The organism is Methylocystis sp., from assembly GCF_051061285.1.
Lineage (GTDB): Bacteria > Pseudomonadota > Alphaproteobacteria > Rhizobiales > Beijerinckiaceae > Methylocystis.
In genome coordinates, this window is the sequence record NZ_JBPFEA010000012.1 from 170,273 (window position 1) to 191,120 (window position 20,848).

General features: G+C 65.3%; 25 protein-coding genes. 10 read left to right on the forward strand and 15 right to left on the reverse strand.

Annotated features, from left to right (window positions below; genetic code table 11):
* Nucleotides 1-35: 35 nt before the first annotated feature.
* Together ACR65T_RS04650 and ACR65T_RS04655 are read left to right on the forward strand one after the other, a co-directional pair.
* Nucleotides 36-2,129, forward strand: a complete 2,094-nt coding sequence (locus ACR65T_RS04650; protein WP_434495381.1) for a carbon starvation CstA family protein — start codon at nucleotides 36-38, stop codon at nucleotides 2,127-2,129.
* Nucleotides 2,095-2,322: a YbdD/YjiX family protein gene (locus ACR65T_RS04655; protein ID WP_434495382.1), complete on the forward strand. Its 228-nt coding sequence runs from the start codon at nucleotides 2,095-2,097 to the stop codon at nucleotides 2,320-2,322. Before ACR65T_RS04650 ends, ACR65T_RS04655 begins: the two co-directional genes overlap by 35 nt.
* A gap of 16 nt (nucleotides 2,323-2,338) precedes the next feature.
* Here the strand turns inward: ACR65T_RS04655 and ACR65T_RS04660 are convergent, their stop codons facing one another.
* Together ACR65T_RS04660 and ACR65T_RS04665 are read right to left on the reverse strand one after the other, a co-directional pair.
* Complete coding sequence (locus ACR65T_RS04660) at nucleotides 2,339-4,324, reverse strand: PAS domain S-box protein (RefSeq protein WP_434495383.1); 1,986 nt, start codon at nucleotides 4,322-4,324, stop codon at nucleotides 2,339-2,341.
* 13 nt (nucleotides 4,325-4,337) lie between these two features.
* Nucleotides 4,338-5,261: a response regulator gene (locus ACR65T_RS04665; protein WP_434495384.1), complete on the reverse strand. Its 924-nt coding sequence runs from the start codon at nucleotides 5,259-5,261 to the stop codon at nucleotides 4,338-4,340.
* Nucleotides 5,262-5,295: 34 nt separating this feature from the next.
* Between ACR65T_RS04665 and ACR65T_RS04670 the strand changes: the two genes are divergently transcribed.
* On the forward strand, nucleotides 5,296-6,249 hold the full coding sequence (locus ACR65T_RS04670; RefSeq protein WP_434495385.1) for a uracil-DNA glycosylase: 954 nt from the start codon (nucleotides 5,296-5,298) through the stop codon (nucleotides 6,247-6,249).
* 115 nt (nucleotides 6,250-6,364) lie between these two features.
* Here the strand turns inward: ACR65T_RS04670 and ispG are convergent, their stop codons facing one another.
* Together ispG and ACR65T_RS04680 are read right to left on the reverse strand one after the other, a co-directional pair.
* On the reverse strand, nucleotides 6,365-7,663 hold the full coding sequence (ispG, locus tag ACR65T_RS04675) for a flavodoxin-dependent (E)-4-hydroxy-3-methylbut-2-enyl-diphosphate synthase (protein WP_434495386.1): 1,299 nt from the start codon (nucleotides 7,661-7,663) through the stop codon (nucleotides 6,365-6,367).
* Between the two features lie 58 nt (nucleotides 7,664-7,721).
* A complete protein-coding gene (locus tag ACR65T_RS04680; RefSeq protein ID WP_434495387.1) occupies nucleotides 7,722-7,865 on the reverse strand; it encodes a hypothetical protein in 144 nt (47 codons plus the stop codon).
* Nucleotides 7,866-7,995: 130 nt separating this feature from the next.
* On the opposite strand from ACR65T_RS04680, the gene ACR65T_RS04685 reads away from it, so the two are divergent.
* Entirely contained in the window at nucleotides 7,996-8,277 is a 282-nt protein-coding gene (locus ACR65T_RS04685; RefSeq protein WP_434495388.1) for a DUF1778 domain-containing protein, read from the forward strand.
* Nucleotides 8,274-8,771, forward strand: a complete 498-nt coding sequence (locus ACR65T_RS04690) for a GNAT family N-acetyltransferase (RefSeq protein WP_434495389.1) — start codon at nucleotides 8,274-8,276, stop codon at nucleotides 8,769-8,771. Before ACR65T_RS04685 ends, ACR65T_RS04690 begins: the two co-directional genes overlap by 4 nt.
* Before the next feature lie 36 nt (nucleotides 8,772-8,807).
* Here ACR65T_RS04690 and ACR65T_RS04695 read toward each other — a convergent pair whose 3' ends face one another.
* The 6 genes from ACR65T_RS04695 to ACR65T_RS04720 all read right to left on the reverse strand — a co-directional run bounded on the left by ACR65T_RS04695 (nucleotide 8,808) and on the right by ACR65T_RS04720 (nucleotide 13,490).
* A complete protein-coding gene (locus ACR65T_RS04695; RefSeq protein ID WP_434495390.1) occupies nucleotides 8,808-9,218 on the reverse strand; it encodes a VOC family protein in 411 nt (136 codons plus the stop codon).
* A gap of 65 nt (nucleotides 9,219-9,283) precedes the next feature.
* Entirely contained in the window at nucleotides 9,284-10,135 is an 852-nt protein-coding gene (locus tag ACR65T_RS04700; protein ID WP_434495391.1) for an SDR family oxidoreductase, read from the reverse strand.
* Nucleotides 10,132-11,502 carry a thiamine phosphate synthase gene (locus ACR65T_RS04705; RefSeq protein WP_434495392.1) on the reverse strand — a complete coding sequence of 457 codons (1,371 nt, stop codon included), beginning with the start codon at nucleotides 11,500-11,502 and terminating at the stop codon, nucleotides 10,132-10,134. The genes ACR65T_RS04700 and ACR65T_RS04705 overlap by 4 nt, the downstream gene beginning before the upstream one ends.
* 11 nt (nucleotides 11,503-11,513) lie before the next feature.
* Entirely contained in the window at nucleotides 11,514-12,302 is a 789-nt protein-coding gene (locus tag ACR65T_RS04710) for a thiazole synthase (protein ID WP_434495393.1), read from the reverse strand.
* Between the two features lie 11 nt (nucleotides 12,303-12,313).
* Nucleotides 12,314-12,457, reverse strand: coding sequence for a sulfur carrier protein ThiS (thiS, locus tag ACR65T_RS04715; protein WP_332310760.1), 144 nt, complete (start codon nucleotides 12,455-12,457; stop codon nucleotides 12,314-12,316).
* The gene (locus tag ACR65T_RS04720; RefSeq protein WP_434495394.1) at nucleotides 12,432-13,490 is read right to left on the reverse strand and encodes an FAD-dependent oxidoreductase; all 1,059 of its coding nucleotides are present in this window, start codon (nucleotides 13,488-13,490) and stop codon (nucleotides 12,432-12,434) included. The genes thiS and ACR65T_RS04720 overlap by 26 nt, the downstream gene beginning before the upstream one ends.
* 313 nt (nucleotides 13,491-13,803) lie before the next feature.
* Between ACR65T_RS04720 and ACR65T_RS04725 the strand changes: the two genes are divergently transcribed.
* A complete protein-coding gene (locus ACR65T_RS04725; RefSeq protein WP_434495395.1) occupies nucleotides 13,804-14,400 on the forward strand; it encodes a hypothetical protein in 597 nt (198 codons plus the stop codon).
* An 88-nt stretch (nucleotides 14,401-14,488) separates the two neighbouring features.
* Entirely contained in the window at nucleotides 14,489-15,139 is a 651-nt protein-coding gene (locus tag ACR65T_RS04730; RefSeq protein ID WP_434495396.1) for a glutathione S-transferase family protein, read from the forward strand.
* Here ACR65T_RS04730 and ACR65T_RS04735 read toward each other — a convergent pair.
* Nucleotides 15,136-15,519, reverse strand: coding sequence for a cell division protein ZapA (locus ACR65T_RS04735; RefSeq protein WP_434495397.1), 384 nt, complete (start codon nucleotides 15,517-15,519; stop codon nucleotides 15,136-15,138). The two genes, ACR65T_RS04730 and ACR65T_RS04735, sit on opposite strands and share 4 nt — an antisense overlap.
* 1 nt (nucleotide 15,520) lies before the next feature.
* Nucleotides 15,521-15,844 (reverse strand): DUF4164 family protein, encoded by a 324-nt coding sequence (locus ACR65T_RS04740; protein ID WP_123177319.1) that lies wholly within the window; start codon nucleotides 15,842-15,844, stop codon nucleotides 15,521-15,523.
* A gap of 225 nt (nucleotides 15,845-16,069) precedes the next feature.
* Here ACR65T_RS04740 and gap point away from each other — a divergent pair, with 225 nt between their 5' ends.
* Nucleotides 16,070-17,077, forward strand: a complete 1,008-nt coding sequence (gap, locus tag ACR65T_RS04745; protein ID WP_434495398.1) for a type I glyceraldehyde-3-phosphate dehydrogenase — start codon at nucleotides 16,070-16,072, stop codon at nucleotides 17,075-17,077.
* 72 nt (nucleotides 17,078-17,149) lie between these two features.
* Nucleotides 17,150-18,355 carry a phosphoglycerate kinase gene (locus ACR65T_RS04750; RefSeq protein WP_434495399.1) on the forward strand — a complete coding sequence of 402 codons (1,206 nt, stop codon included), beginning with the start codon at nucleotides 17,150-17,152 and terminating at the stop codon, nucleotides 18,353-18,355.
* A gap of 40 nt (nucleotides 18,356-18,395) precedes the next feature.
* On the opposite strand, the gene ACR65T_RS04755 is transcribed toward ACR65T_RS04750, so the two are convergent.
* Nucleotides 18,396-18,881: a peroxiredoxin gene (locus ACR65T_RS04755; RefSeq protein ID WP_196394207.1), complete on the reverse strand. Its 486-nt coding sequence runs from the start codon at nucleotides 18,879-18,881 to the stop codon at nucleotides 18,396-18,398.
* A 169-nt stretch (nucleotides 18,882-19,050) separates the two neighbouring features.
* Here ACR65T_RS04755 and ACR65T_RS04760 point away from each other — a divergent pair, with 169 nt between their 5' ends.
* A complete protein-coding gene (locus tag ACR65T_RS04760; RefSeq protein ID WP_434495400.1) occupies nucleotides 19,051-19,560 on the forward strand; it encodes a hypothetical protein in 510 nt (169 codons plus the stop codon).
* Between the two features lie 23 nt (nucleotides 19,561-19,583).
* Here the strand turns inward: ACR65T_RS04760 and ACR65T_RS04765 are convergent, their stop codons facing one another.
* Together ACR65T_RS04765 and tlpA are read right to left on the reverse strand one after the other, a co-directional pair.
* A complete protein-coding gene (locus tag ACR65T_RS04765) occupies nucleotides 19,584-20,018 on the reverse strand; it encodes a GlcG/HbpS family heme-binding protein (RefSeq protein ID WP_175095031.1) in 435 nt (144 codons plus the stop codon).
* A gap of 88 nt (nucleotides 20,019-20,106) precedes the next feature.
* Nucleotides 20,107-20,835 carry a thiol:disulfide interchange protein TlpA gene (gene tlpA, locus ACR65T_RS04770; RefSeq protein WP_434495401.1) on the reverse strand — a complete coding sequence of 243 codons (729 nt, stop codon included), beginning with the start codon at nucleotides 20,833-20,835 and terminating at the stop codon, nucleotides 20,107-20,109.
* Between the last annotated feature and the right edge of the window lie 13 nt (nucleotides 20,836-20,848).

Below are 20,848 nucleotides of genomic sequence, written 5' to 3' on the forward strand. Positions count from 1 at the left end.
ATCGATGCGCCGAGAGGGCGCTATTCGGAGTTCTAATGTCGATCATCAACATCGCCGACAGCCGTCAGACGTTGAAGCTGTTTCCCTGGGCGCTCGTGTTCGCCCTCGTGCTGTTCTCGCTTTACACGCTCGCGGTCTCGCGCGGCGAAAACGTCAACGCCATGTGGCTCGTCACGGCGGCGATCGGAACCTACGCCATTGGCTATCGCTTCTATTCGCGTTTCATCGCCGAGCGGGTGCTGGGGCTCGATGCGCGCCGCCGCACCCCCGCGCTTCGCCGCAATGACGGGCTCGATTATGTGCCGACCGACAAATGGGTGCTGTTTGGCCACCATTTCGCGGCCATCGCCGGCGCCGGTCCGCTCGTCGGCCCCGTGCTCGCGGCGCAGATGGGCTATCTGCCGGGAACATTGTGGCTCTTAACCGGCGTCATCTTCGCCGGCGCTGTGCAGGATTTTCTCGTCCTGTTCATCTCGACGCGGCGCGACGGCCGCTCACTCGGCGATCTCATCAAGACCGAGATGGGCCGCGTGCCCGGCGTCATCGCCATGGTCGGCATTCTCACGATCATGATCATCCTGCTGGCGGTGCTGGCGCTCGTCGTCGTCAAGGCGCTCGCCGACAGCCCTTGGGGCGCGTTCACAGTCTTCGCGACGCTGCCGATCGCCGTCTTCATGGGCGTCTACGGTCGCTATCTGCGCCCCGGGCGCATCGGCGAAATGTCTGCGATCGGCTTTGTGCTGCTGCTCTTGAGCATCGCCTTCGGCCGCACGGTGTCGGAGAGCGCGCTGCTCGCGCCGCTCTTCTCCTTCAAGGCCGAAACCCTCGCCTTCATGCTCATCGGCTATGGCTTCGTCGCTTCAGTTTTGCCGGTGTGGCTGTTGCTCGCGCCGCGCGACTATCTGTCGACCTTCCTGAAGATTGGCACGATCCTATCGCTCGCGATCGGCATTTTCATCGTCTGGCCGGACCTGCAGATGCCGGCGGTCAGCCGCTTCATCGACGGCACCGGACCGGTCTTCGCCGGCAGCGTCTTCCCGTTTCTGTTCATCACCATCGCCTGCGGCGCGGTGTCGGGCTTTCATGCGCTTGTGTCCTCCGGCACGACGCCGAAGATGATTGGCGACGAGACGCAGACCCGCTTCATCGGCTACGGCGCGATGCTGATGGAATCCTTCGTCGCGGTCATGGCGCTGATCGCCGCGAGCGTGCTGGAGCCCGGCGTCTATTTCGCGATGAACAGCGCGCCCGCATTGATCGGCGCGACGCCGGACTCCGCCGCGGCGGCGATCTCCTCATGGGGCTTCGCGGTCACGCCGGAGACGCTGTCAGGCGTCGCCGCCGAGGTCGGCGAGAAGACGATTCTGTCGCGCACCGGCGGCGCGCCGACGCTCGCCGTCGGCATGGCGCATATTCTCTCTTCCGCCGTCGGCGGCTCGGCGGCGAAAGCGTTCTGGTATCATTTCGCCATTCTTTTCGAAGCGCTGTTCATCCTCACCACGATCGACGCCGGCACGCGCGTCGCGCGATTCATGATCCAGGATCTCTTCGGCGCCTTCTTCCCCGCCTTCGGCAATACGCGCGCCTGGGCGCCGAACCTTGCCGCCACCGCCATCGCCGTGAGCGGATGGGGCTATTTCCTCTATCAGGGGGTGATCGATCCGCTCGGCGGCATCAACACGCTGTGGCCGTTGTTCGGCATCGCCAATCAGATGCTCGCGGCGATCGCGCTGACGCTATGCGTCGTCGTGCTCTATCGGATGAAGCGCCAGCGTTACGCCTTCGTCGCCATCGCGCCGACGGCGTGGCTCTATATCTGCACGGTGACGGCGGCCTTCGAGAAAATCTTCCATGACGATCCGCGTATCGGCTTTCTGGCGCACGCCAGAAAATTCGCAGCGGCCGCCGATAAGGATCAGCTGCTGGCGCCGGCGAAGACGCTCGCCGAGATGCAGCGCGTCATCTTCAACGACTATGTCGACGCCACGCTTTGCGCGATTTACGTGACGCTGGTTCTGGCCATGCTCGGCTTCGCCATCCGCGCCATTCGCGCCGCGCGCGCCGCTGAGCATGTCACCACGCGGGAGACCGAAGATGAATTGCACGATCTGCAGCCTGCCCAGGCTTGATCTCAATCGGCTCGCGCGCAAGCTCCGCGCCGGCGCGAAGCTGATGGTCGGCCAGGGCGATTACGACGCCTATGTCGCGCATGTCCGCGCGCGCCACGAAGACGCGCCGATCATGACGCGCGACGAATTTTTTCGGGCGCGCGAGAATGCGCGTTTCGGCGCCGGCGGCGCGCGCGCGTTTCGCTGCTGTTGAATCTCGTCGCGCCGATTCACGCCGCCGCGTCGTCGCACAATAAATCAGCGACGAGGCGGATGTCTTCCGGCGTAAAGGGTTTCTCTATGATTGGACAGCCCGAACGCGCGATGAAGCGATCTGCGCCGGGACCCAAGACGTCGCCGGTGACGAAGGCGATGCGGTTGGTCATCTGCGGATGTTCGACGCTGAGCCAGTCGTAGAAAGCCGGGCCGTCGCCATTGGGCATGCGGATGTCGCAAAGAATGAGGTCCGCCGGCCGCGCGGCGATCGCTTGTTTCGCGTGGTCGCCGCTCGTCGCGATTTCACAGTCGAAGCCTAGCCGTCGCAAAATTTCGCCGAGTAGGCTTGCGATTTCGACTTCGTCGTCAACGATCAGCGCACGCCTCTGCTTGATCGTCCGCTGCGTCCCCGTCGCCGCATTTTCGTCAACGACGGCGTTTTCGATGCCCAATGCGTCGATGGGCAGCCTGATCGCGAAAACAGCGCCCGCGCCCGGCTGCGGCGGCTCCAGAGTAAGCGAACCTGCGTGCGACTCGATGAGACCGCGCGAAACGGCAAGTCCGATTCCGGTTCCCACCCCCTGCGGCTTCGTCGTGAAGAAAGGATCGAAAATCCGGCTGCGGATAGCATCTGGAACGCCCGGCCCATTGTCGGAAATGTGGATATCGAGCTTCTGGGCCGCTTGATCGGCGCGCGCGACGATCGAAATCCGCCGTGGCGCCGGCTGCGCTTCGAGCGCCTGCTTGGCGTTCACCACAAGATTGAGCAGCACCTGATGCAACTGGTCGCTGTCGGCCAAAAGCGGCGGCAGGTCCGCAGGGACGTCTTTGGTCACCTCGATGCCGGCCGTCCGCAGTCCATACGAAAGCAGTTCGAGCACGCGCTCGACGAGATCGGGAATCTCCACCCTTCCGCGTTCCGCCTCGCGCTGACGGGCCATGGCCAGGAAAACCTTGACGATTCGCGCGCAGCGGTTGGCGGCTGTCTCGATTTTCGCGCCGCGTTCCGCAAAGTCCTCAAAATGTTTGTCGAAATTCGCATGCGACTGAGCCGCCTCGCGCAGCATGAGCGCCTGTCCGATGACGATGGAGAGCGGATTGTTGAGTTCATGCGCCACACCGGCGAGGAGCGACCCAAGGGCCGCGAGCTTTTCGTTTTGGTAGAGCGCTTCTCTTTGACCTTCGATTTGCGCCTGCGCTTCTCGCGCCGGACGGAGGTCGCGAAGATGCGCAGTGAAGAGAGCGCTTGGGCCCGAACCAACCGCCGTGATCGCTAATTCGACGGGAATGCGCGAACCGTCGGCGCGCATCGCCTCCAATTCGACGCGCCGCCCGATAACGGAGGCCGGCCCGCCCGCTCGGAAGCGCTCAAGCCCGCTGTTGTGATGATCGCGCATTTCCATGGGGACGATCAGTTCGGCGACGGTCCTGCCGATCGCGTGCTCGCGCGAATAGCCGAATGTCGTCGAAGCCGCAGGGTTGAACTCGACGACACGGCCTTGCGCGTCGATGACGACGATACAGTCCAGAGCGGAATCGACCACCGCCGCATGAATCGCCTCCCGCGTCCTGTGCGATTCAAGCAATTCCAGCCGATCGCTTTCGCACTGCTGCTCGGCGTCGGCCAGCGGACGCGCGACGCAGACGACGCCCTGCATGACCCCGCCCGGCGTGAACGGCCTGAGCTCCTCTTCGATCCAACGAGGGGCGCCGTCCGCGTCGTCAACGAAACGGCGCAGGCGTTGCGGTTCGTTCGCCGAAAGATTTTGCATCGCTGCTTTGTAAAGAGTGGCCGCCTGGGCGCCCAAAACGTCATCGACGAACTTCCCGATGACGCAATCCTCTGTCGCTCCGAGCGCCAAGAGAAACTCGCGATTGACGTAGCGATAACGTAGCTCCACATCGAGAAAGGCGGCGCGGCCTGGCATAGCGTCGAACAATGCCCGCAGCAGCGCGCCGCCGGTCACCGACGCTTGCGTCGCCCCTTGCTGGATATTCATTTGAGGCGCTCTCTCAATTTGATGCGCGCTCATTGAGCGCCGCGCTGGAGGTCTCGTGCAGCCACAACTGCATCGGCTCGGCGATGTTTTTGAGCGCGTGCCGTCGCGCCACGAAGTCCTTGCGAATATTTCCGCGCGTCATCGCGTGCGCCACATCCGAAATCATCACCGAACCGGCCGGCGCGGCTTCCTGTATGCGCGCGGCGAGCGCCACGACTTCGCCGAAGCGGTCGCCGTTCCGAACGACCACGTCGCCAACCGCCACGCCGATGCGCAACTGCAGCGTTTGCGCGTGCCCATGCGCCGTCGCATAAGCGCGCGTTTCCGTCTGGCATTCTACGGCCCATTCGATCGCGTTGTGCACGCTGGCGAAATCGATCAGCGCGCCGTCGCCGAGCATCTTGAATAAGCTTCCGGAGCGGCGAGGAAGCGATTGCGTGACGACGTCGCGAAAGAACCGGTCGATGAGCGCCAATCCGTTATGCTCGTCGTATTGAATCAAGCGCGTGTAGCCGACGATGTCGATCGACGTGATCGCCGCCAGCCTTTTGCCGGCTAGGGCGGCGCGCGCCATCTTTCTCCGCCGCAGCAGGCCGCGGATACGGGCCAGCATTTCACGCATGTGATAAGGCTTGGTGACATAGTCGTCGGCGCCCGATTCGAGCCCGACGATGCGGTCGATCGCCGAATTGACCGCTGTTGCGAAGATGATGCCCGTGGAGCCGCGCGCATTCAGCCATCTCGCGAGCGACAGCCCGTCTTCGCCCGGCATGTTGATGTCAAGAATGGCGAGATCGATCGCCTCGAATTCCACCATGGCGCGGAATTCCGCGGCGCTCGGCGCCGCGAGAACGCGATAGCCGTTCGTCGATAGGAACTCGGCGAGCAGCTCGCGCAAGTCCTGTTCGTCTTCGGCAATCGCGACGGTCTCGAGCATCGGCCGATCTGTCTCATCGAGAGAGAGCTTTGATTTGACGCAATATAGATTGCGCGTATCGCCGCCGCAAAATGTGCGGCTGCACACCGCTTCGGTTGATCTCGCGCCAGCTTCGTTTAGTCTCAATGTCATGCGCGCCGACCTTCCGGAAAATGCTAACGCCCTCATGGCCTTGCTCGACTGGTATGTTCAAAGCGGCGTCGATCTCGCGCTCGACGAAGCGCCGCACGACCGCTACGCGGAAAGCGCGCGCGCGGTCGCGGCGTCGCTGACCGAGCCAGCCGAATCGATGGCGATGCTTCGAACCTTGCCGCAGCCGACGGCCGCCGAACGCCCGCGCCGCGCCGCGGCGCCGATCGCCGCGCCGGATGAAGCCATTCGCGCCGCGGAGCAGGAGGCGTCCAGCGCGCGCGATCTCGATGATCTCGCCGCGCGTCTCGCCGATTTTCCGCACGCGCCGTTTCGCGACATGGCGCAGCATTTTCTATTCGGCGCCGGCGCGCCTGCAGCGCGACTCATCGCCTTCGACGCCGCGCCGGGCGTGACGGAAGAAACAAGCGGCGAGGCGTTCAGCGGGCTTTCGGCGAAGCTCCTCGACAATATGCTGGCGGCGATCGGCCTCGATCGCACCAGCGCTGCTCTCGCCTATGTCTCGCCCTGGCGCCCGCCTGGCGATCGCGCGCTGAGCCCGCATGAAGCGGCGATCTTCGCGCCATTCGCGCGACGCCGGGTCGAATTGGCGCGGCCTGAAGTTCTTTTGATTTTTGGCGAAGCGCCGGCGCGGATCATGCTGACGACCAACGAGCCGGTCGGAAAGCTGCGCGGCAAGGCGTTTGAAGCGCGCTGCGGCGCGCATGTCGCGCGCGCCTTCGTCCTTTCGAGTCTCGAGGCGATGCTGAAAAGCGCGGCGCTGAAGCCCGCCGCCTGGCGCGATCTGCGAAGGGCCGCGGAGGCGCTGGAATCGGCGTCAAACGGCGCGGAGCTTTGACATTTCGCGCGTCATGCCCGCGCTCGTCGCGGGCATCCACGTCGTCATCGCGCTTCTTTGCGTGGATGGCCGGGACAAGCCCGGGCATGACGCGCGCGACAGACGACGGCGGTCCCTACTCCGCCGCTTCGCCCTTCGCGCCGCCGCCAAAGCGGCGCACGATGTAATCGTCGACGATGCGGGTGAATTCCTCGGCGATGCCCTCGCCGCGCAAGGTCATCGCCTTCTTGCCGTCGATGAAGACGGGCGCGGCCGGAGTCTCCCCCGTGCCGGGCAGCGAAATGCCGATGTCGGCGTGTTTCGACTCGCCGGGACCGTTCACGATACAGCCCATCACCGCCACATTGAGCGTCTCGACGCCTGGATATTGCGCGCGCCAGGCCGCCATCCGCTCGCGGATATGCGCCTGGATGTCACGCGCGAGTTCCTGAAACACGGTCGAGGTCGTGCGCCCGCACCCGGGGCAGGCCGCGACGAGCGGCACGAAGGTGCGAAAGCCCATGGTCTGCAGAATTTCCTGGGCGACGCGCACTTCGAGCGCGCGGTCGCCGCCAGGTTCCGGCGTCAGCGACACGCGGATCGTATCGCCGATGCCGTCCTGCAGCAGCACGCCGAGCGCGGCCGAGGAGGCGACGACGCCCTTCGATCCCATGCCGGCCTCGGTGAGGCCGAGATGCAGCGCATAGTCGCTGCGCTGCGCCAGCATCCGGTAGCAGGCGATGAGATCCTGCACCGCCGAGACCTTCGCCGAAATGACGATGCGGTCCTTCGCGAGGCCGATCTCCTCGGCGCGCTTCGCCGACATCAGCGCCGAACGGGTCAGCGCCTCGCGCATCACGGCGCGCGCGTCGAGCGGCCTGTCGGAAGCGGCGTTGACGTCCATCAGATAGGTGAGCAGCTCCTGATCGAGCGAGCCCCAATTGGCGCCGATCCGCACCGCCTTGCCATGCTTGGCGGCAAGTTCGACGATTGAGGCGAACTGCTTGTCCTTCTTTTCCTTGAAGCCGACATTGCCCGGATTGATGCGGTATTTGGCGAGCGCCTCGCCGCAGGCGGGATGATCGGCGAGCAGCTTGTGGCCGATGTAGTGGAAATCGCCGACGAGCGGGACGTGGCATCCCTTCTGCGCGAGCTTCTCGAAAATATACGGCACGGCGGCCGCCGCCTCGTCGCGATCGACGGTGATGCGCACCAGCTCCGAGCCCTGCTGCGCCAGCGCGAGAACCTGCGTGACGGTCGCTTCGACGTCCGCCGTATCGGTGTTGGTCATCGACTGCACGACGACCGGCGCGCCGCCGCCGAGGATCACCGCGCCGGGGCCCGCGCCAACAGCCACCGCGCATGTGCGGTGGCGGGGCGCCGGTTCGGCGGCGACCGGGTCGGGCAGACGGGTCTCTGATGCGACTTCGTTCATGGGGGTCGTTTCGGCGGTCGTTGCGGACGCCGATAGGTCGCCCGTAACGGCCGCAAGGTCAAGCGCTCCGGAAAGAGACGACGGCGGCGATGACGACAACCAAGGCAATCGTAAAGGTCAGCGCGCCGATGGCGTAGAGCCCTTCGGCGGCGCCTTCGAAATCGCCGAGTCGGATGAAAAGTCGATCGGAAAAAGGTGACATGAGGCGCTCTTTTGCAGGACGATTCGTTTGAGAGCCCACCATAACGCCGACCGCGTTTGCGGCTTGTGACGCGTAATGACATCATCGTTACTGCGTGCTAAAAGTAAGAGAATTGCTGGAGAAAACCGTCATGGCGGCCAACCGGACCACCTCAAAACGCGAGACGCTCAATCTTCGAGTGAAGCCGGAGGACCGCGAACTCATCGCGCGCGCAGCGACGCTTCTCGGCAAGACGCGCACGGATTTTCTGCTCGACGCCGGCCGCCGCGCCGCCCAGGACGCGTTGTTGGACCGCACGCTGTTCAAGGTCAGCTCGGAAGATTATGCGCGCTTCGTCGAACGCCTCGATGCGGCGCCCGCGGCGAACGAGAAATTGCGGCGCATGATGACGACCAAAGCGCCGTGGGAGTGAAGCCCAGTCCACCCCGCCCGATATCCGACGCCGACGAACTCTCCGCTTTCGACTGCGGCGTTTCCGCTCTCGACGATTGGCTCAAACGCCGCGCCCGCGCCAATCAGGCGAGCGGCGCGTCCCGAACATACGTCGTCTGCGATGGTTCTCGCGTTGTCGCCTATTACGCGCTCGCCTCCGGAGCGGTCGCAGTTATCGCGGCGTCGCCAAGGCTTCGGCGCAATATGCCCGATCCTGTTCCGGTGGCGGTGCTTGGCCGATTGGCGATCGATCGCTCGCGCCAGAACCAGGGTCTTGGTCGCGCGCTCATCCGCGACGCCGCCCAGCGCGTTATCCACGCAGCCGAGGCGATCGGAATCCGAGGCGTATTGGTTCACGCCATATCCGCTGAGGCCGCCGCCTTCTATCTCGCGGTGGGCTTCGAGCCTTCGCCATTCGAACCCTTGACGCTCATGGCGACGCTTTCTGATCTGCGCGCGGCGAGCGTGCGGTAGCCGGCGATGAGGTTCTGTACGGCCGAGACCTTCCGCCTAGGCGCTCGGCGGCTTCGGCGTCATCCAGGCCACGAAGGCGCCCCCCGGCTGTTGCAGCACGGCCATGCGGCCGACGCCGGGGATTTCGAAGGCGTCCTTGCAGATCGTGGCGCCGGCGGCCTTGGCCTTCGCCAGGCGCGCATCCACGTCATCGACGCCGATATAGGTCAGCCAGTGTTCTGGAACGCTCGCCAGTTCCGGGCCTTTCATCTCGAACATGCCGCCGACCCGCGCGCCCTGCGAACTGATGATCCAGTATGTGACGCCGTCCATGGGCATTCCCTCGAAGCTCCAGCCGAGAGTTTGGCTGTAAAACGTCTTCGCCCGCTCGACATCGTGGACATTAAGTTCGTTCCAGCAGACCGCGCCATGTTTCGCCGGCGCGCCACTGTCATTGGCGTTTGACATAGCCTCTCCTCTTTCAGCTCAACATCGTTGCGGACGATCGGAAGGATCCGTCCCAGGACGGTCGCCTATTTCGGCAGCAGCCCGAGCCGGCGCGCCGTCAGCCAGTCGACGAGTCGCGCCGGCAATAGGCCGCGCAGCGTGTACCCCGTAAAGCGATTCCTGACGACCGGGATACGGACGGGCGGGCGCGTGGCGGTCAGCGCCCGCAACACGGCGCGCGCGACGACCTCGGGGCCGGGCGCGCGGCGGCCTGCCTCGACAAGCCATTTCAGCATCCTCCGGGCTGGCGCGGCATAGGCCGTGCCCTCGAACATCGCGAGATCGGTCTCTTCGGCCTTGTCCCAGATCGGCGTCGCGATCATCCCCGGCTCGATCAGGACGACGTCGACGCCATAGACCATCAGCTCGCGCCGCAGCGCGTCCGACATGCCCTCTAACCCGAATTTCGAGGCGGCGTAGGCGCCGAGAAAAGGCGTGGCGAAGCGACCGGCGACCGAACTCATATTGACGATGCGGCCGGGCGCGCCGCGTCGCTGCGCGCCAGCGCCGAGCAGGGGCGCAAAGGCCTGGATGACCTGAAGCTGCGCAATGAGATTGATCTCGATCTGGCGGCGAAAGTCGTCGATCGGCAGATGCAGCAGCGGTCCGGGGACGGCGACGCCGGCGTTGTTGACCAGCCCGGCGAGCGTTTCGTCGCCGAGCCGGGTTTCGACGTCGCGCGCGGTGGCCGCGATGGATTCGGCGTCGGTCACGTCGAAGAGGAGCGGAATGACGGACGCGCCATGTCGAGCCGTGAGCGCGGCCGCGTCGGAGTCCTTGCGGACCGACGCGAAAACCAGAAACCCTTTCTCAACTAACAGGTCTACGCAGGCCGCGCCGATCCCGGTCGAGGCGCCCGTCACGACCACGGCCTTCATACGCGTTCCCCGAATGTCGCGAGGAGGCTCGCGAGCGCCACGCGCGTTTCGCCGTCTGCGCGGCCGTCGATTTGGGTGCGGCGGAAGTGGCGCTGAAACGCCTCGACCGCCTGGACCGTCTGCGCGTCATAGACGCCGGTTTGCTCCACGCGATAGCCGTAAGCCGCGAGGTCGCGCTGTAGCGAGGCGACCTTGGCGCCTGCGTCGCCGAGCGAGACCGTCGTCGCGCCCAGAACCGGGTTTTGCTCGATAACCCGTCCGACGCCGCGGCGTGCGAGCTCCTCCCAGGGGAAGAATTCGCCGGGGTCCCGCTTGCGCCCAGGCGCGACGTCGGAATGCGCCAGCACGCGTTCGGGCGGTATCGCGCAGCGCCGGCAAATATCCTTGGCGAGCGCGGCCGTCGCCTCGATTTGCGCCGCCGGATAGGGACGCGGGTCGTCGTGGCCGGGATGAACGATTTCGACTCCTATTGAAGCGGAGTTCATGTCCGTCTCGCCGGCCCAGCAGCTTATCCCGGCATGCCAGGCGCGCCGCGACTCGGGCACGAGCTGCAGCACGCGCCCGTCCTCCTCGACGACATAATGCGCCGAGACCTCCGAGCGTGGATTGCAGAGCAGGGCGAGCGCCGCCTCCCCGGTTTGCATCCCCGTGTAGTGAAGCACGAGCGACGAGACCGGCCGCAGCCGGGCGCCGTGATTGGGGGAGGGGCAGACGCGCGCGCCGGCGTGGTCCGGCTCGAAAAAACCCTCGCGCTCACGCCAGGGTTGCGTCGCGGAGAGCCATTCCCGCGCGCGCGCCTCAGGTTCGGCGTTGCGCAAAATGTCGGTGACGACGCAGGCGCTGTCGGCGCCCGCGGCAAGCGCGGCGATCGCGCGCTCCGGGGTCAGTCCGCCGATCGCGACGAGAGGCGTCGCGCCGATCTGCGCCTTCCAGGCCCCGAGCCGGGCGAGGCCCCGCGGCGCAAAGGCCATTTGTTTCAGCAGCGTGGGATAGATCGGCCCCAGCGCGACATAGTCCGCGGCGACAGACAGCGCCCGGCCAAGTTCGGCTTCGTCATGCGTCGAAACGCCGATCCTGACGCCGGCGCGTCGCAATGCCGGAACATCCGCCGCGTCGAGATCGCCCTGGCCGAGGTGGACAAAGTCGCAGCCTTCATCGATCGCGAGCCGCCAGTAGTCGTTGACCACGAGCTGCGCGCCATGTCGCGCGCACATCTCCCGCGCCGTCACGATCTGCGCGTGCAGATCTGGCTCTGCGCGATCCTTCACCCGCAGCTGCACGAGCTTAACGCCCTGCGGCAGCAGTCGGGAAAGCCAATCGGCGTCGTCGACGATGAGATAGAAGGGATCGAGCCTCAGCGCCGCCACCTGCCGTTTTCCTATGCCAGTCTGTCGAAGGGACGGCCAATGAGGGGCGTCGAAGGTTCCGCCATGTCACGCGGCGTCATCGGCTGCGCGCGGAAGCCGGCGCGGCCCGCTTCAATCGCGAGGGCGAAGGCGCGCGCCATCAAAACGGGGTCGCCGGCGCGCGAAACGGCGGTGTTGAGCAACACGGCGTCATAGCCCATCTCCATAACGAGCGCCGCGTGAGACGGCGCGCCAAGCCCCGCGTCGACAATGAGGGGCGTGTCGGGAAAATGCGCGCGCAGCGCCCGCAAGGCGAAAGCGTCGTTAACGCCGCGCCCCGAACCGATCGGCGCCGCCCAGGGCATCAGCACGCGGCAGCCGGCGTCGAGCAGCTTTTCCGCCACCACCAGATCGTCGGTCGTGTAGGGAAAGACTTTGAAGCCGTCGTCCGCGAGCGCGCGCGCCGCTTCGACCAGCCCGAAGACGTCAGGCTGTAGCGTGTCCTCTTCGCCGATCACTTCCAGCTTGATCCAGTCGGTCGCGAAGACTTCCCGCGCCATTTGCGCGGTCGCGATCGCCTCCTTGGCGGTGCGACAGCCGGCGGTATTGGGGAGCACGCGCACGCCGACGTCGCGGATGAGGCTCCAGAAGGCCTCGCCCGCGCGCGCCCCGCCGGCTTCGCGCCGGAGCGAGACCGTCACGATCTCGCAGCCCGACGCGCGAATCGCGTCGGCCAGGATCGCCGGCGAGGAATAGCGGGCGGTGCCGAGCAGCAGTCGCGAGGACAGCGCGCCGTCGTAAAGCCTCACCGCGTCATTCATGCCAAACTCGCTCACCCGCCCTGTCTCGGCGTCACGATCTCGACGGCGTCGCCTTCGCGAAGCCGCGTCTCGGCGCGGTCCCTGGCGCGCACGAATTCCTGGTTCAAAGCGGTGCCGACGGTCTTTTCATCATATCCCAGCTCGTCCAGCAGCATTTGCAATGTCGTCGCGTTCACATCCTGCGGCCGCCCGTTGATTTGAATCAGCATCCATCACCTCTGGGAAATGCCCGTCGTTTACAATGACCTCGGCCGCGCGGCGCGCCAGCGCCGGCGCAAGCAGGAACCCGTGGCGGTAGAGCCCATTGATATAGAGAGTGCGACCCCGCTTCAAAAGACGTGGCAGATTGTCGGCGAAGGCGGGTCGGAGGTCCGAGCCGGTCTCGACAATTTCGGCTTCGGCGAAGGCCGGGTGGACCGCAAAGGCGGAGTTGACGAGTTCGACGACCGACCGCGCGGTGACCCGCGCGCGCTCCTCATTCTCGATCATCGTCGCGCCGACCATGAACAGCCCCTCGCCGCGCGGCACGACATAAACCGGCCGGCGCGGATGCAGCATGCGCACCGGACGCGCCAGGGAAATCTCCTCGCTGCGCAGAATCAGCATTTCGCCCTTCACGCCGCGCAGCCCGGCAAGCGCGTCGCGCGCCGCAAAGCCGCGGCAGTCGATTATCCAATCCGGGATCGTCTCCCGTCCTGCGGCGTCCTGCTGAAAATGCAGCGTCACATTCGGCGTTTGTGCGAGGCGCTCGGTCAGCGCGATGAGCGCCGCCCGGGGATCGAGGTGCGCTTCTTGTCGAAAAAACAACGCGGCGTCGAAGCGCCCGGCGAGATCTGGCTCGAGCGCTGCGATCTCCTTTGCGTCCAGCGAGTCGAAATTGCGCGTGCGCCGGGCGAAATCGGCGAGTTCGGCGCGCTCCCGAGCCGGCGTCACGACAAGACTGCCGGCGACCGTCGCGACGCCGAGCTCGCGCGACCAGAAGTCGAGCGCTTCTTCGCCGAGCGTCGCGACCAGGGGCTCGGCGCTTTCCAGTTCGCACCAGGGCGCGATCATGCCGCCGGCGAAGCGCGAGCAGCCAAGGCCCGGCGCAGACTCGCGCTCGACGATCTCCACGTCCACGCCCTTCCTGGCGAGCGCATAGGCGGCGCAGAGTCCGGCGACGCCGGCGCCAATCACGCGCGCGAGCATGAGCGCCGCCTTTCAGGAAATTTCGCTGACACCATCCCTCCGCCAGTTTCAACTGGATCAGGTTCGAAGGGTCGCCGCCCCCCGCGTTTTCGCGCGTCCTGCGGCCTCTCAGCCCCGTGGCGGCGTCGTTGGCGCGCCGCCGGGCGGGCTCCCCCGGCAGAGGCAGGCTGGCGCGAAGCGCTGAGGCAGTCAAGCGCTGCGCACGACTCCTTTAGGTCGCCGCGCCGCGCCGGCACTTGCCAGACGTCAAACGATGGCTCAGTTTGCGCAAAGAAAAGCGCGCTAAAAAAGCGCAGCATACCGGGAGAAACTCATGAGCTTCATCAGCAAAACGGCCAGCGTCCGCAGGACGTTGGCCGGCGCCGTCCTCTATGGACTGCTCGCCTGCGCGATTTCTGCGGCGCCGGCCGGGGCCGCGCAGCTTGGCGAATATTTTCCCATTCCGAATTCGCTGAGCCTCAGTGGGGTTCCGCGCGCCTCGCTCCTCAATATCCAGTCGAAATGGCTGCAGAACGGCCTCGACAATCTCAAGAAGGCGCGCGCTGAAGCCGAAACGGCGCTCGAAAAGGCCAAGGCCGACGCTCCGGACCAGGTCGCGGCGGCGGAAGAGAAGGTCAAGAAGCTCGATGCGATGATCGCCGAAACTCAGGAAGAACTCGCGCTGTCGGAGAACAGTGATTCGTCGCATGACATTCAGCAAGCGCGCAAACGCAACTTGCTGCTCGCGCTCAATCAGTGGATCAATGAACTCAATCGCCTCGCCACAGAGCAGATGAAGATCGCGATTATGAAGGACGGCGCCGAGGCCATGGCGGCGCAAAACCGAAATTACCAATTGTCGGAACAGGCGGACAATCTCGAAAAAGCCAAGCGCGACCCGAGTTTCGAAGATTGGGGCGTGACGAAGTAATCTTAAGCGGGCAATCCGGGGTCATGACTCATTGACCGAGTGCCGCCGATGAGTTGAGCAGAGTGGCGGCTGTCCGGCGAGATTTCCAATGACCCCCACCATTACCGCCTTTGAACGGTCGCCCGATGGCGGCAAGGGACTGGCGCGGGACATGCGCGTGCGCTGGGCGCTCGAAGAAGTGGGCCAACCCTACGACGTTCGTCTTCTTTCATTCAAAGCGATGAAGGAGCCCGCGCATCTCGCGCTTCATCCTTTCGGGCAGATCCCGACCTATGAAGAAGGCGATCTCGCCCTATTCGAGTCGGGGGCGATCGTGTTCCATATCGCGGAGCGCCATGCTGGCCTGCTGCCAGACGATGCGAACGCCCGGGCGCGCGCGATCACATGGATGTTTGCAGCGCTCAGCACGATGGAGCCGCCAATCGTTGATCTTGCATTCGCCAGGCTTCTGGAGCGCGACGAGGCCTGGTACGAGCAGCGTCTGCCTGTCGTCGAGGACCGCGTCCGTAACCGGCTGGGCCAACTTTCCCTTCGCCTTGGCGACGCCGACTGGCTCGATGGTCCGTTCAGCGCCGGCGACCTGATGATGGCGTCGGTGTTGCTCAGGGTGAAAGCGACGGGTCTACTGGACCAATATCCGAACCTCTCCGCCTATGTCGCGCGCGGCGAAGCGCGGCCCGCATACAAGCGTGCTTTCGAGGCTCAACTGGCGGTTTTCACCGCCGCATCCTGGGCCTAGAGACCATCGTCGGGCGACGCGGCGGGCGGCGACAGTTCGCCATTGAGCTTCACGATCCGGCGCGTCGCGTCGCCAAGCGCCTTGGCGGCGCGCGCCGACGCGGCGTCGCTCGCCCTGCGTTCGGCGTCGAGCTCGGCGCGCAGCGCAGCGATCTCGGTTTCCGTCGCCTGCGCTTTGGCGCGTGCGTCCGTCGCCTCGTCGGCGATTGCGAGCGCGGCCATCACGATGATGCGCTGCTCGCCGATCTCGCCGAAGCTCTCGCGCATCGACTGGATCTTGCTTTCCACGTCACGCGCGAGCTCTTCGATGCGCTGCTCCTCGCCCGCCTCGCAGGACATGCGATAGGTACGACCGGCGATGGCGACGACGACGGCGGCCATGTCAATCCTCTTGGGTCGAGGCGACGCCCGCCGCGCCGAGCGCCGCAGCGACGCCTTCGCTCGCGGCTTCAAGCCTTCGCAGCACCTCGTCGCGGCTCTTCTCCAGGGCGTTCTGCCGCGCCAGCGCGGCGTCGAGATCGAGGGCGAGACGCGACCGATCGTCCTGCATGATGGCGAGTTCTTCTTCGAGTTCGGCGCTGGACAGCTCGTCTTCGAGCTTTGCGGCGACAGTGCGCTCCAGCTGAGCGAGCGCCGTCTGCAGCTCGGCGACGGCGGCCTCGAGCCTCTTGGCGTTTTCGTCGTCGCGCTTATCTGAATGGGTCATCGCCGGTCGCGGAATGTGCATGGCTTTGCGGCGCGGCGAACGCGCCGAACGATTCGCTTGCCAGCCTGTTCCTAGCATGAATCGCGCAAATCGAAACCGCGCCAATTGGCGCGACCTTGGCGCGTTGACAGGGGGGCGCGAGGTGCTATCACACGCTCGCCTCCAGAGCCCACAGGCTCGATGGCGAGGGCCGCGGAGTTCCGGCGGCGCAAGGAGATTTTCCAAATGACCGTGAGAGTGGCGATCAACGGATTCGGGCGCATCGGCCGCAACATCCTGCGCTATATCATCGAGACCGGACGCACGGACCTCGAAGTCGTCGCCATCAACGATCTCGGCCCGGTCGAGACCAATGCGCATCTGTTGCGATATGATTCCGTGCACGGCCGCTTCCCGCATGAGGTGAAAGTCGCCGGAGACACGATCGACGTCGGCCGCGGCCCGATCCAGGTGACCGCCATCAAGAATCCGGCCGAGCTTCCCTACAAGGACCTCAAGATCGACATCGCGCTGGAATGCACCGGGCTTTTCACCGCGCGCGACAAGGCGAAATTGCTGCTCGACGCGGGCGCGAAGCGCGTGCTGGTTTCAGCGCCCGCCGAAGGCGCCGACATAACGGTCGTCTATGGCGTCAATCACGATAAGATCACCAAGGATCATCTCGTGGTCTCCAACGCGTCCTGCACGACGAACTGTCTCGCGCCGGTCGCCAAGGTGCTGCATGAAGCGATCGGCATCGACAAGGGGATCATGACGACGATCCACGCCTATACGGGCGATCAGCCGACGCTCGACACGATGCACAAGGATCTCTACCGCGCCCGCGCGGCGGCGCTGTCGATGATTCCGACCTCAACCGGCGCGGCGAAGGCCGTCGGACTGGTGCTGCCCGAACTCAACGGCAGGCTCGACGGCTACGCCATTCGCGTGCCGACGCCCAACGTCTCGGCGGTCGATCTGAAGTTCCTCGCCAAGCGCTCGACGACGAAGGACGAGGTGCACGCCGCGATCAAGGCCGCCGCCGACGGACCGCTCAAAGGGGTGCTCGGCTATACGAGCGAGAAGCTGGTGTCGATCGACTTCAACCACAATCCGCTCTCGTCCTGCTTCCATCTCGACCAGACCAAGGTCATGGACGGTAATCTCGTGTCGATCCTGTCCTGGTACGACAATGAATGGGGCTTCTCGGGCCGCATGACGGATGTGGCGAGCGTGATCGGCAAGCTTCTGTAAGCATTGTTCCACCACGTCGGCGCGGACTTTCGGGTCCGCGTTTGCCTTTCAAGCCGCGATTGGACGCCCGACATGACCGCTTTCCACACTCTCGACGACGTCGACGTCAAAGGAAAGCGCGTGCTGCTGCGCGTCGATCTCAATGTGCCGATGGAGGACGGCCGCGTCACCGACGCGACGCGCATCGAGCGCGCGCTGCCGACGATCAACGAGATCGTGGAAAAAGGCGGCAGGGTCATTCTGCTTTCGCATTTCGGCCGACCAAAGGGCCAACGCGTCGATGCGGATTCGCTGCGCCAGGTCATCCCGACGCTCGAACATTTGCTCAAACGCAAGATCGCCTTCGCCGACGACTGCGTCGGCGACGCTGCGGCGAAGATCGTCGACGGGCTCAAGGACGGCGACGTCGCCTTGCTCGAGAACACGCGTTTCCACAAGGGCGAAGAAAAGAACGCCGCCGACTTCGTCGATGCGCTCGCCAAGAATGGCGATCTCTTCGTCAGCGACGCTTTTTCGGCGGCGCACCGCGCGCACGCCTCGACCGAAGGAATAGCCCACAGACTGCCCGCCTATGCCGGCCGCGCCATGCAGGCGGAGCTCGAAGCGTTGCAATCCGCGCTCGCCAATCCGCAGCGGCCGGTCATGGCGATCGTCGGCGGCGCGAAAGTGTCGACGAAGCTCGAACTCCTGGGCAATATCGTCGAGAAGGTCGATTATCTCGTCATCGGCGGCGGCATGGCCAACACTTTCCTGGCGGCGCAAGGCAAGCCCGTCGGCAAGTCGCTGTGCGAACATGATCTCGCCGAGGCCGCGCGGGAAATCCTCGTCAAAGCAGAGAAAGCCGGCTGCGACGTCATTCTGCCGATCGACGCCACGGTGGCGCAAAAATTCGAGGCGCATGCGCCGTCGCAAATCGTCTCGGTCGATCATGTCGGCGAAAACGACATGATCCTCGACGTCGGGCCGAAATCGATCGCCCATATCGAGTCGCTGCTCGCTGCGTGCAAGACGCTGGTGTGGAACGGTCCCTTCGGGGCGTTCGAACTGCCGCCCTTCGACGAAGGCACCAACGCCGTCGCGCAGACCGCGGCGCGGCTCACCGTCGAGGGCAAGCTGCTCTCGATCGCCGGCGGCGGCGACACCGTGGCGGCGCTCAACCAGGCGCATGTCGCGCAGGAATTTTCCTATGTGTCGACGGCCGGCGGCGCCTTTCTCGAATGGCTCGAAGGAAAGACGCTGCCGGGCGTCGCGGCGCTGATGCAATCTTCACAGCGCTGAAATCGCGGCCGCTTGGTCCGCGTTTCTTGGGAAGGGGCGCCTAGAGATGGGCGAGCGTGGCTTCGGCGGTCGAGACCGTCGCTTCGCTCGAATTCTCCTCGACATTGATCCATTTCACGACGCCGTCGTCGACGAGCGCCGAATAGCGCTTGCCGCGCACGCCAAGCCCCGCGTCGGTCAGATCGAGTTCGACGCCGAGCGCCTTGGCGAAAGTCGCCGAACCGTCGGCGAGCGCGTCGATCTTGTCGCCGCCGCCCGACTCCTTCACCCAGGCGTCGAGCGCGAAAATGTCATTGACCGCCGTGACCGCCACCGCGTCCACGCCTTTGGATTTGATTTCATCCGCCTTGGCGATGAAGCCAGGCAAATGTTTCTTGTGGCAGGTCGGCGTATAGGCGCCGGGAACGCTGAAGAGCGCCACCCTGCGTCCCGCGAAATAGTCTTTCGTGGCGACCGGCTCAGGTCCATTCTTGCCCATGACGGTCAGCTTCACGTCGGGGAGTCGGTCTCCAGCTTTAATGGTCATGCACGATCTCGCTCTGCTTTAGGGTAAGGCCCAGACTAGATAGCGCGCTTCCTGGCGTTGTGTCGCCTGCGCGGCGCGACTTGCTTGCGGCGCACTTGTGAGCTTCGCTGAGGCGAGGCAACATGCGCAAGCGGCCGGCGCAGTCGATTCGCCTCTGGAGGACGGGCCAATGTCGGATTCTCGGAATGGAGGCGGCGGCGAGACGCCGCCTCCCGCATGGGTATGGAGCCAGTATCGCGCCGTGTCGCCTGATTCGCCCGATTCGCCTGCTCGACGCGCGCCGGTCCTCACCAAAAGGAGCGTCCAAACGCCGCCGCCGCGGCCCGCATCCGATCCGCCGCCACGACGCTCCGGCGGCGGTGGGGGCGGAGCGATCGCCTTCCTGGTGGCGCTCGCGATTCTGACTCTTGCCGCGGCGACGTGGTGGTTCGCCGCCTCGCGGTCGCAGCCGCCGGCCGCGCCCGATGCGCAGCCCGTCGAAGAGAGCGGCGCGCCGAGCGCGCCGCCGCCCGAACCCGAGGTCGCGCCGCCGGCTGAATCGGCTGCGCCGTCTTTACCGGAGGAGGCCGCCCCGCCGGCGCAGCCTTCGCCGCCGGCCGCGGCGCCGGCCGACCAGCGGGCGACGCCGGGCGCGACGACCGGCGCGAAGCGGAAAAAGCCGAAGAAAAAGCCGCGCTGAACGGCCGCGCCAACGCGCGCGGTTCAAGTGCGCCAAGGATGCTCGGGAAGATCCCAAACGCCGAGCGTCTCGACGCCCGCCTGCGCGACCGCATGGTCATTCTCCACGGCCGAACCGCTGACGCCGATGGCGCCGATCATCACGCCGTCAGCGTCGACGATGGGGAGTCCGCCGGGAAAGGTGATGAGCCCGTCATTCGAATGCTCGATGCCATAGAGCGGGCCGCCCGGTTGCGACAGCTTGCCGATCTGCCCCGTCGGCATGCCGAAGAAGACGGCGGTCTTCGCCTTTTTCATCGCAATGTCGATGCTGCCGACCCAGGCGTCGTCCATCCGCTCGAACGCCTTCAGGACGCCGCCGGAATCGACGACGGCGATGCACATCTGAGTGCCGAGTTCGATGGCCTTCCGCCGCGCCGCAGCGATCGCCTTGTCCGCCTGTTCAATCGAAACATGCATTCGCCGATCTCCCTTTAGAAAAAACAGATGCCTCCGGCCTCGATCGCAAAGCTAGAGCGCTCGCGGCCCGAGCGACCCGACTGCGCGATCAGTTCGGAGGCGTCTCGAGCGCGCGGGAGATCAGCGCCTTGGCGTCCGCGCTGTCCCAGGCGGCGGGACCATTCATCAGCCCGATCTGGCAGCCGTCAGGGCCGATCAGCAGCGTGGTGGGGAGGCCCAGCGCTTTGCCCGATTGCTTCATCTCATAGAAGAGGTTGGCCTTTGGGTCGCCGTAATAGGTCAGCGACTTGACGCCCGTCTCAGCGAGAAACGCCTTCGCTCGTTCAAGACGGGTCGTATCGACGTTGACGGCGACGACTTGAAAGTTCTGCCCGGCGAAGGCCTCCTGCAGCCTGTCGAGCGCCGGCATCTCGGCGCGGCAGGGCACGCACCAGGTCGCCCAGATATTGAGGAGCGCCGTCTTGCCTTTGAAAGAGCCGAGCGAAACCGGCGCGCCGTCGGGCCCGTCGAAGGCGTAGTCCGGCATCGGCTCCGGCTTAGTGGCGATGGTCATCGCCGCGACTTCGCCCTTGGCGAGATCTTTGAGAGTGGCGGCGATCTTGGCCGACGTCGCGCAGGCCGCAATGACGTCGGCTGCCGGAGCGGCGTTCTGATCGGCCGCGCCCGCGGGAGCGCCTTCATCCACCGCGCGTTCAGGCGGTTTCTTGCCGCCCATGCTGCCGATCACGTATAGAAACGCCACGCTTGCCGAGATTGTTATCAAGGCCGCCTTCGCGACAAATAGGAAAGATCGCTTGGGCGGCGGCGGTTTCGACATCAGGCGCAGGCTC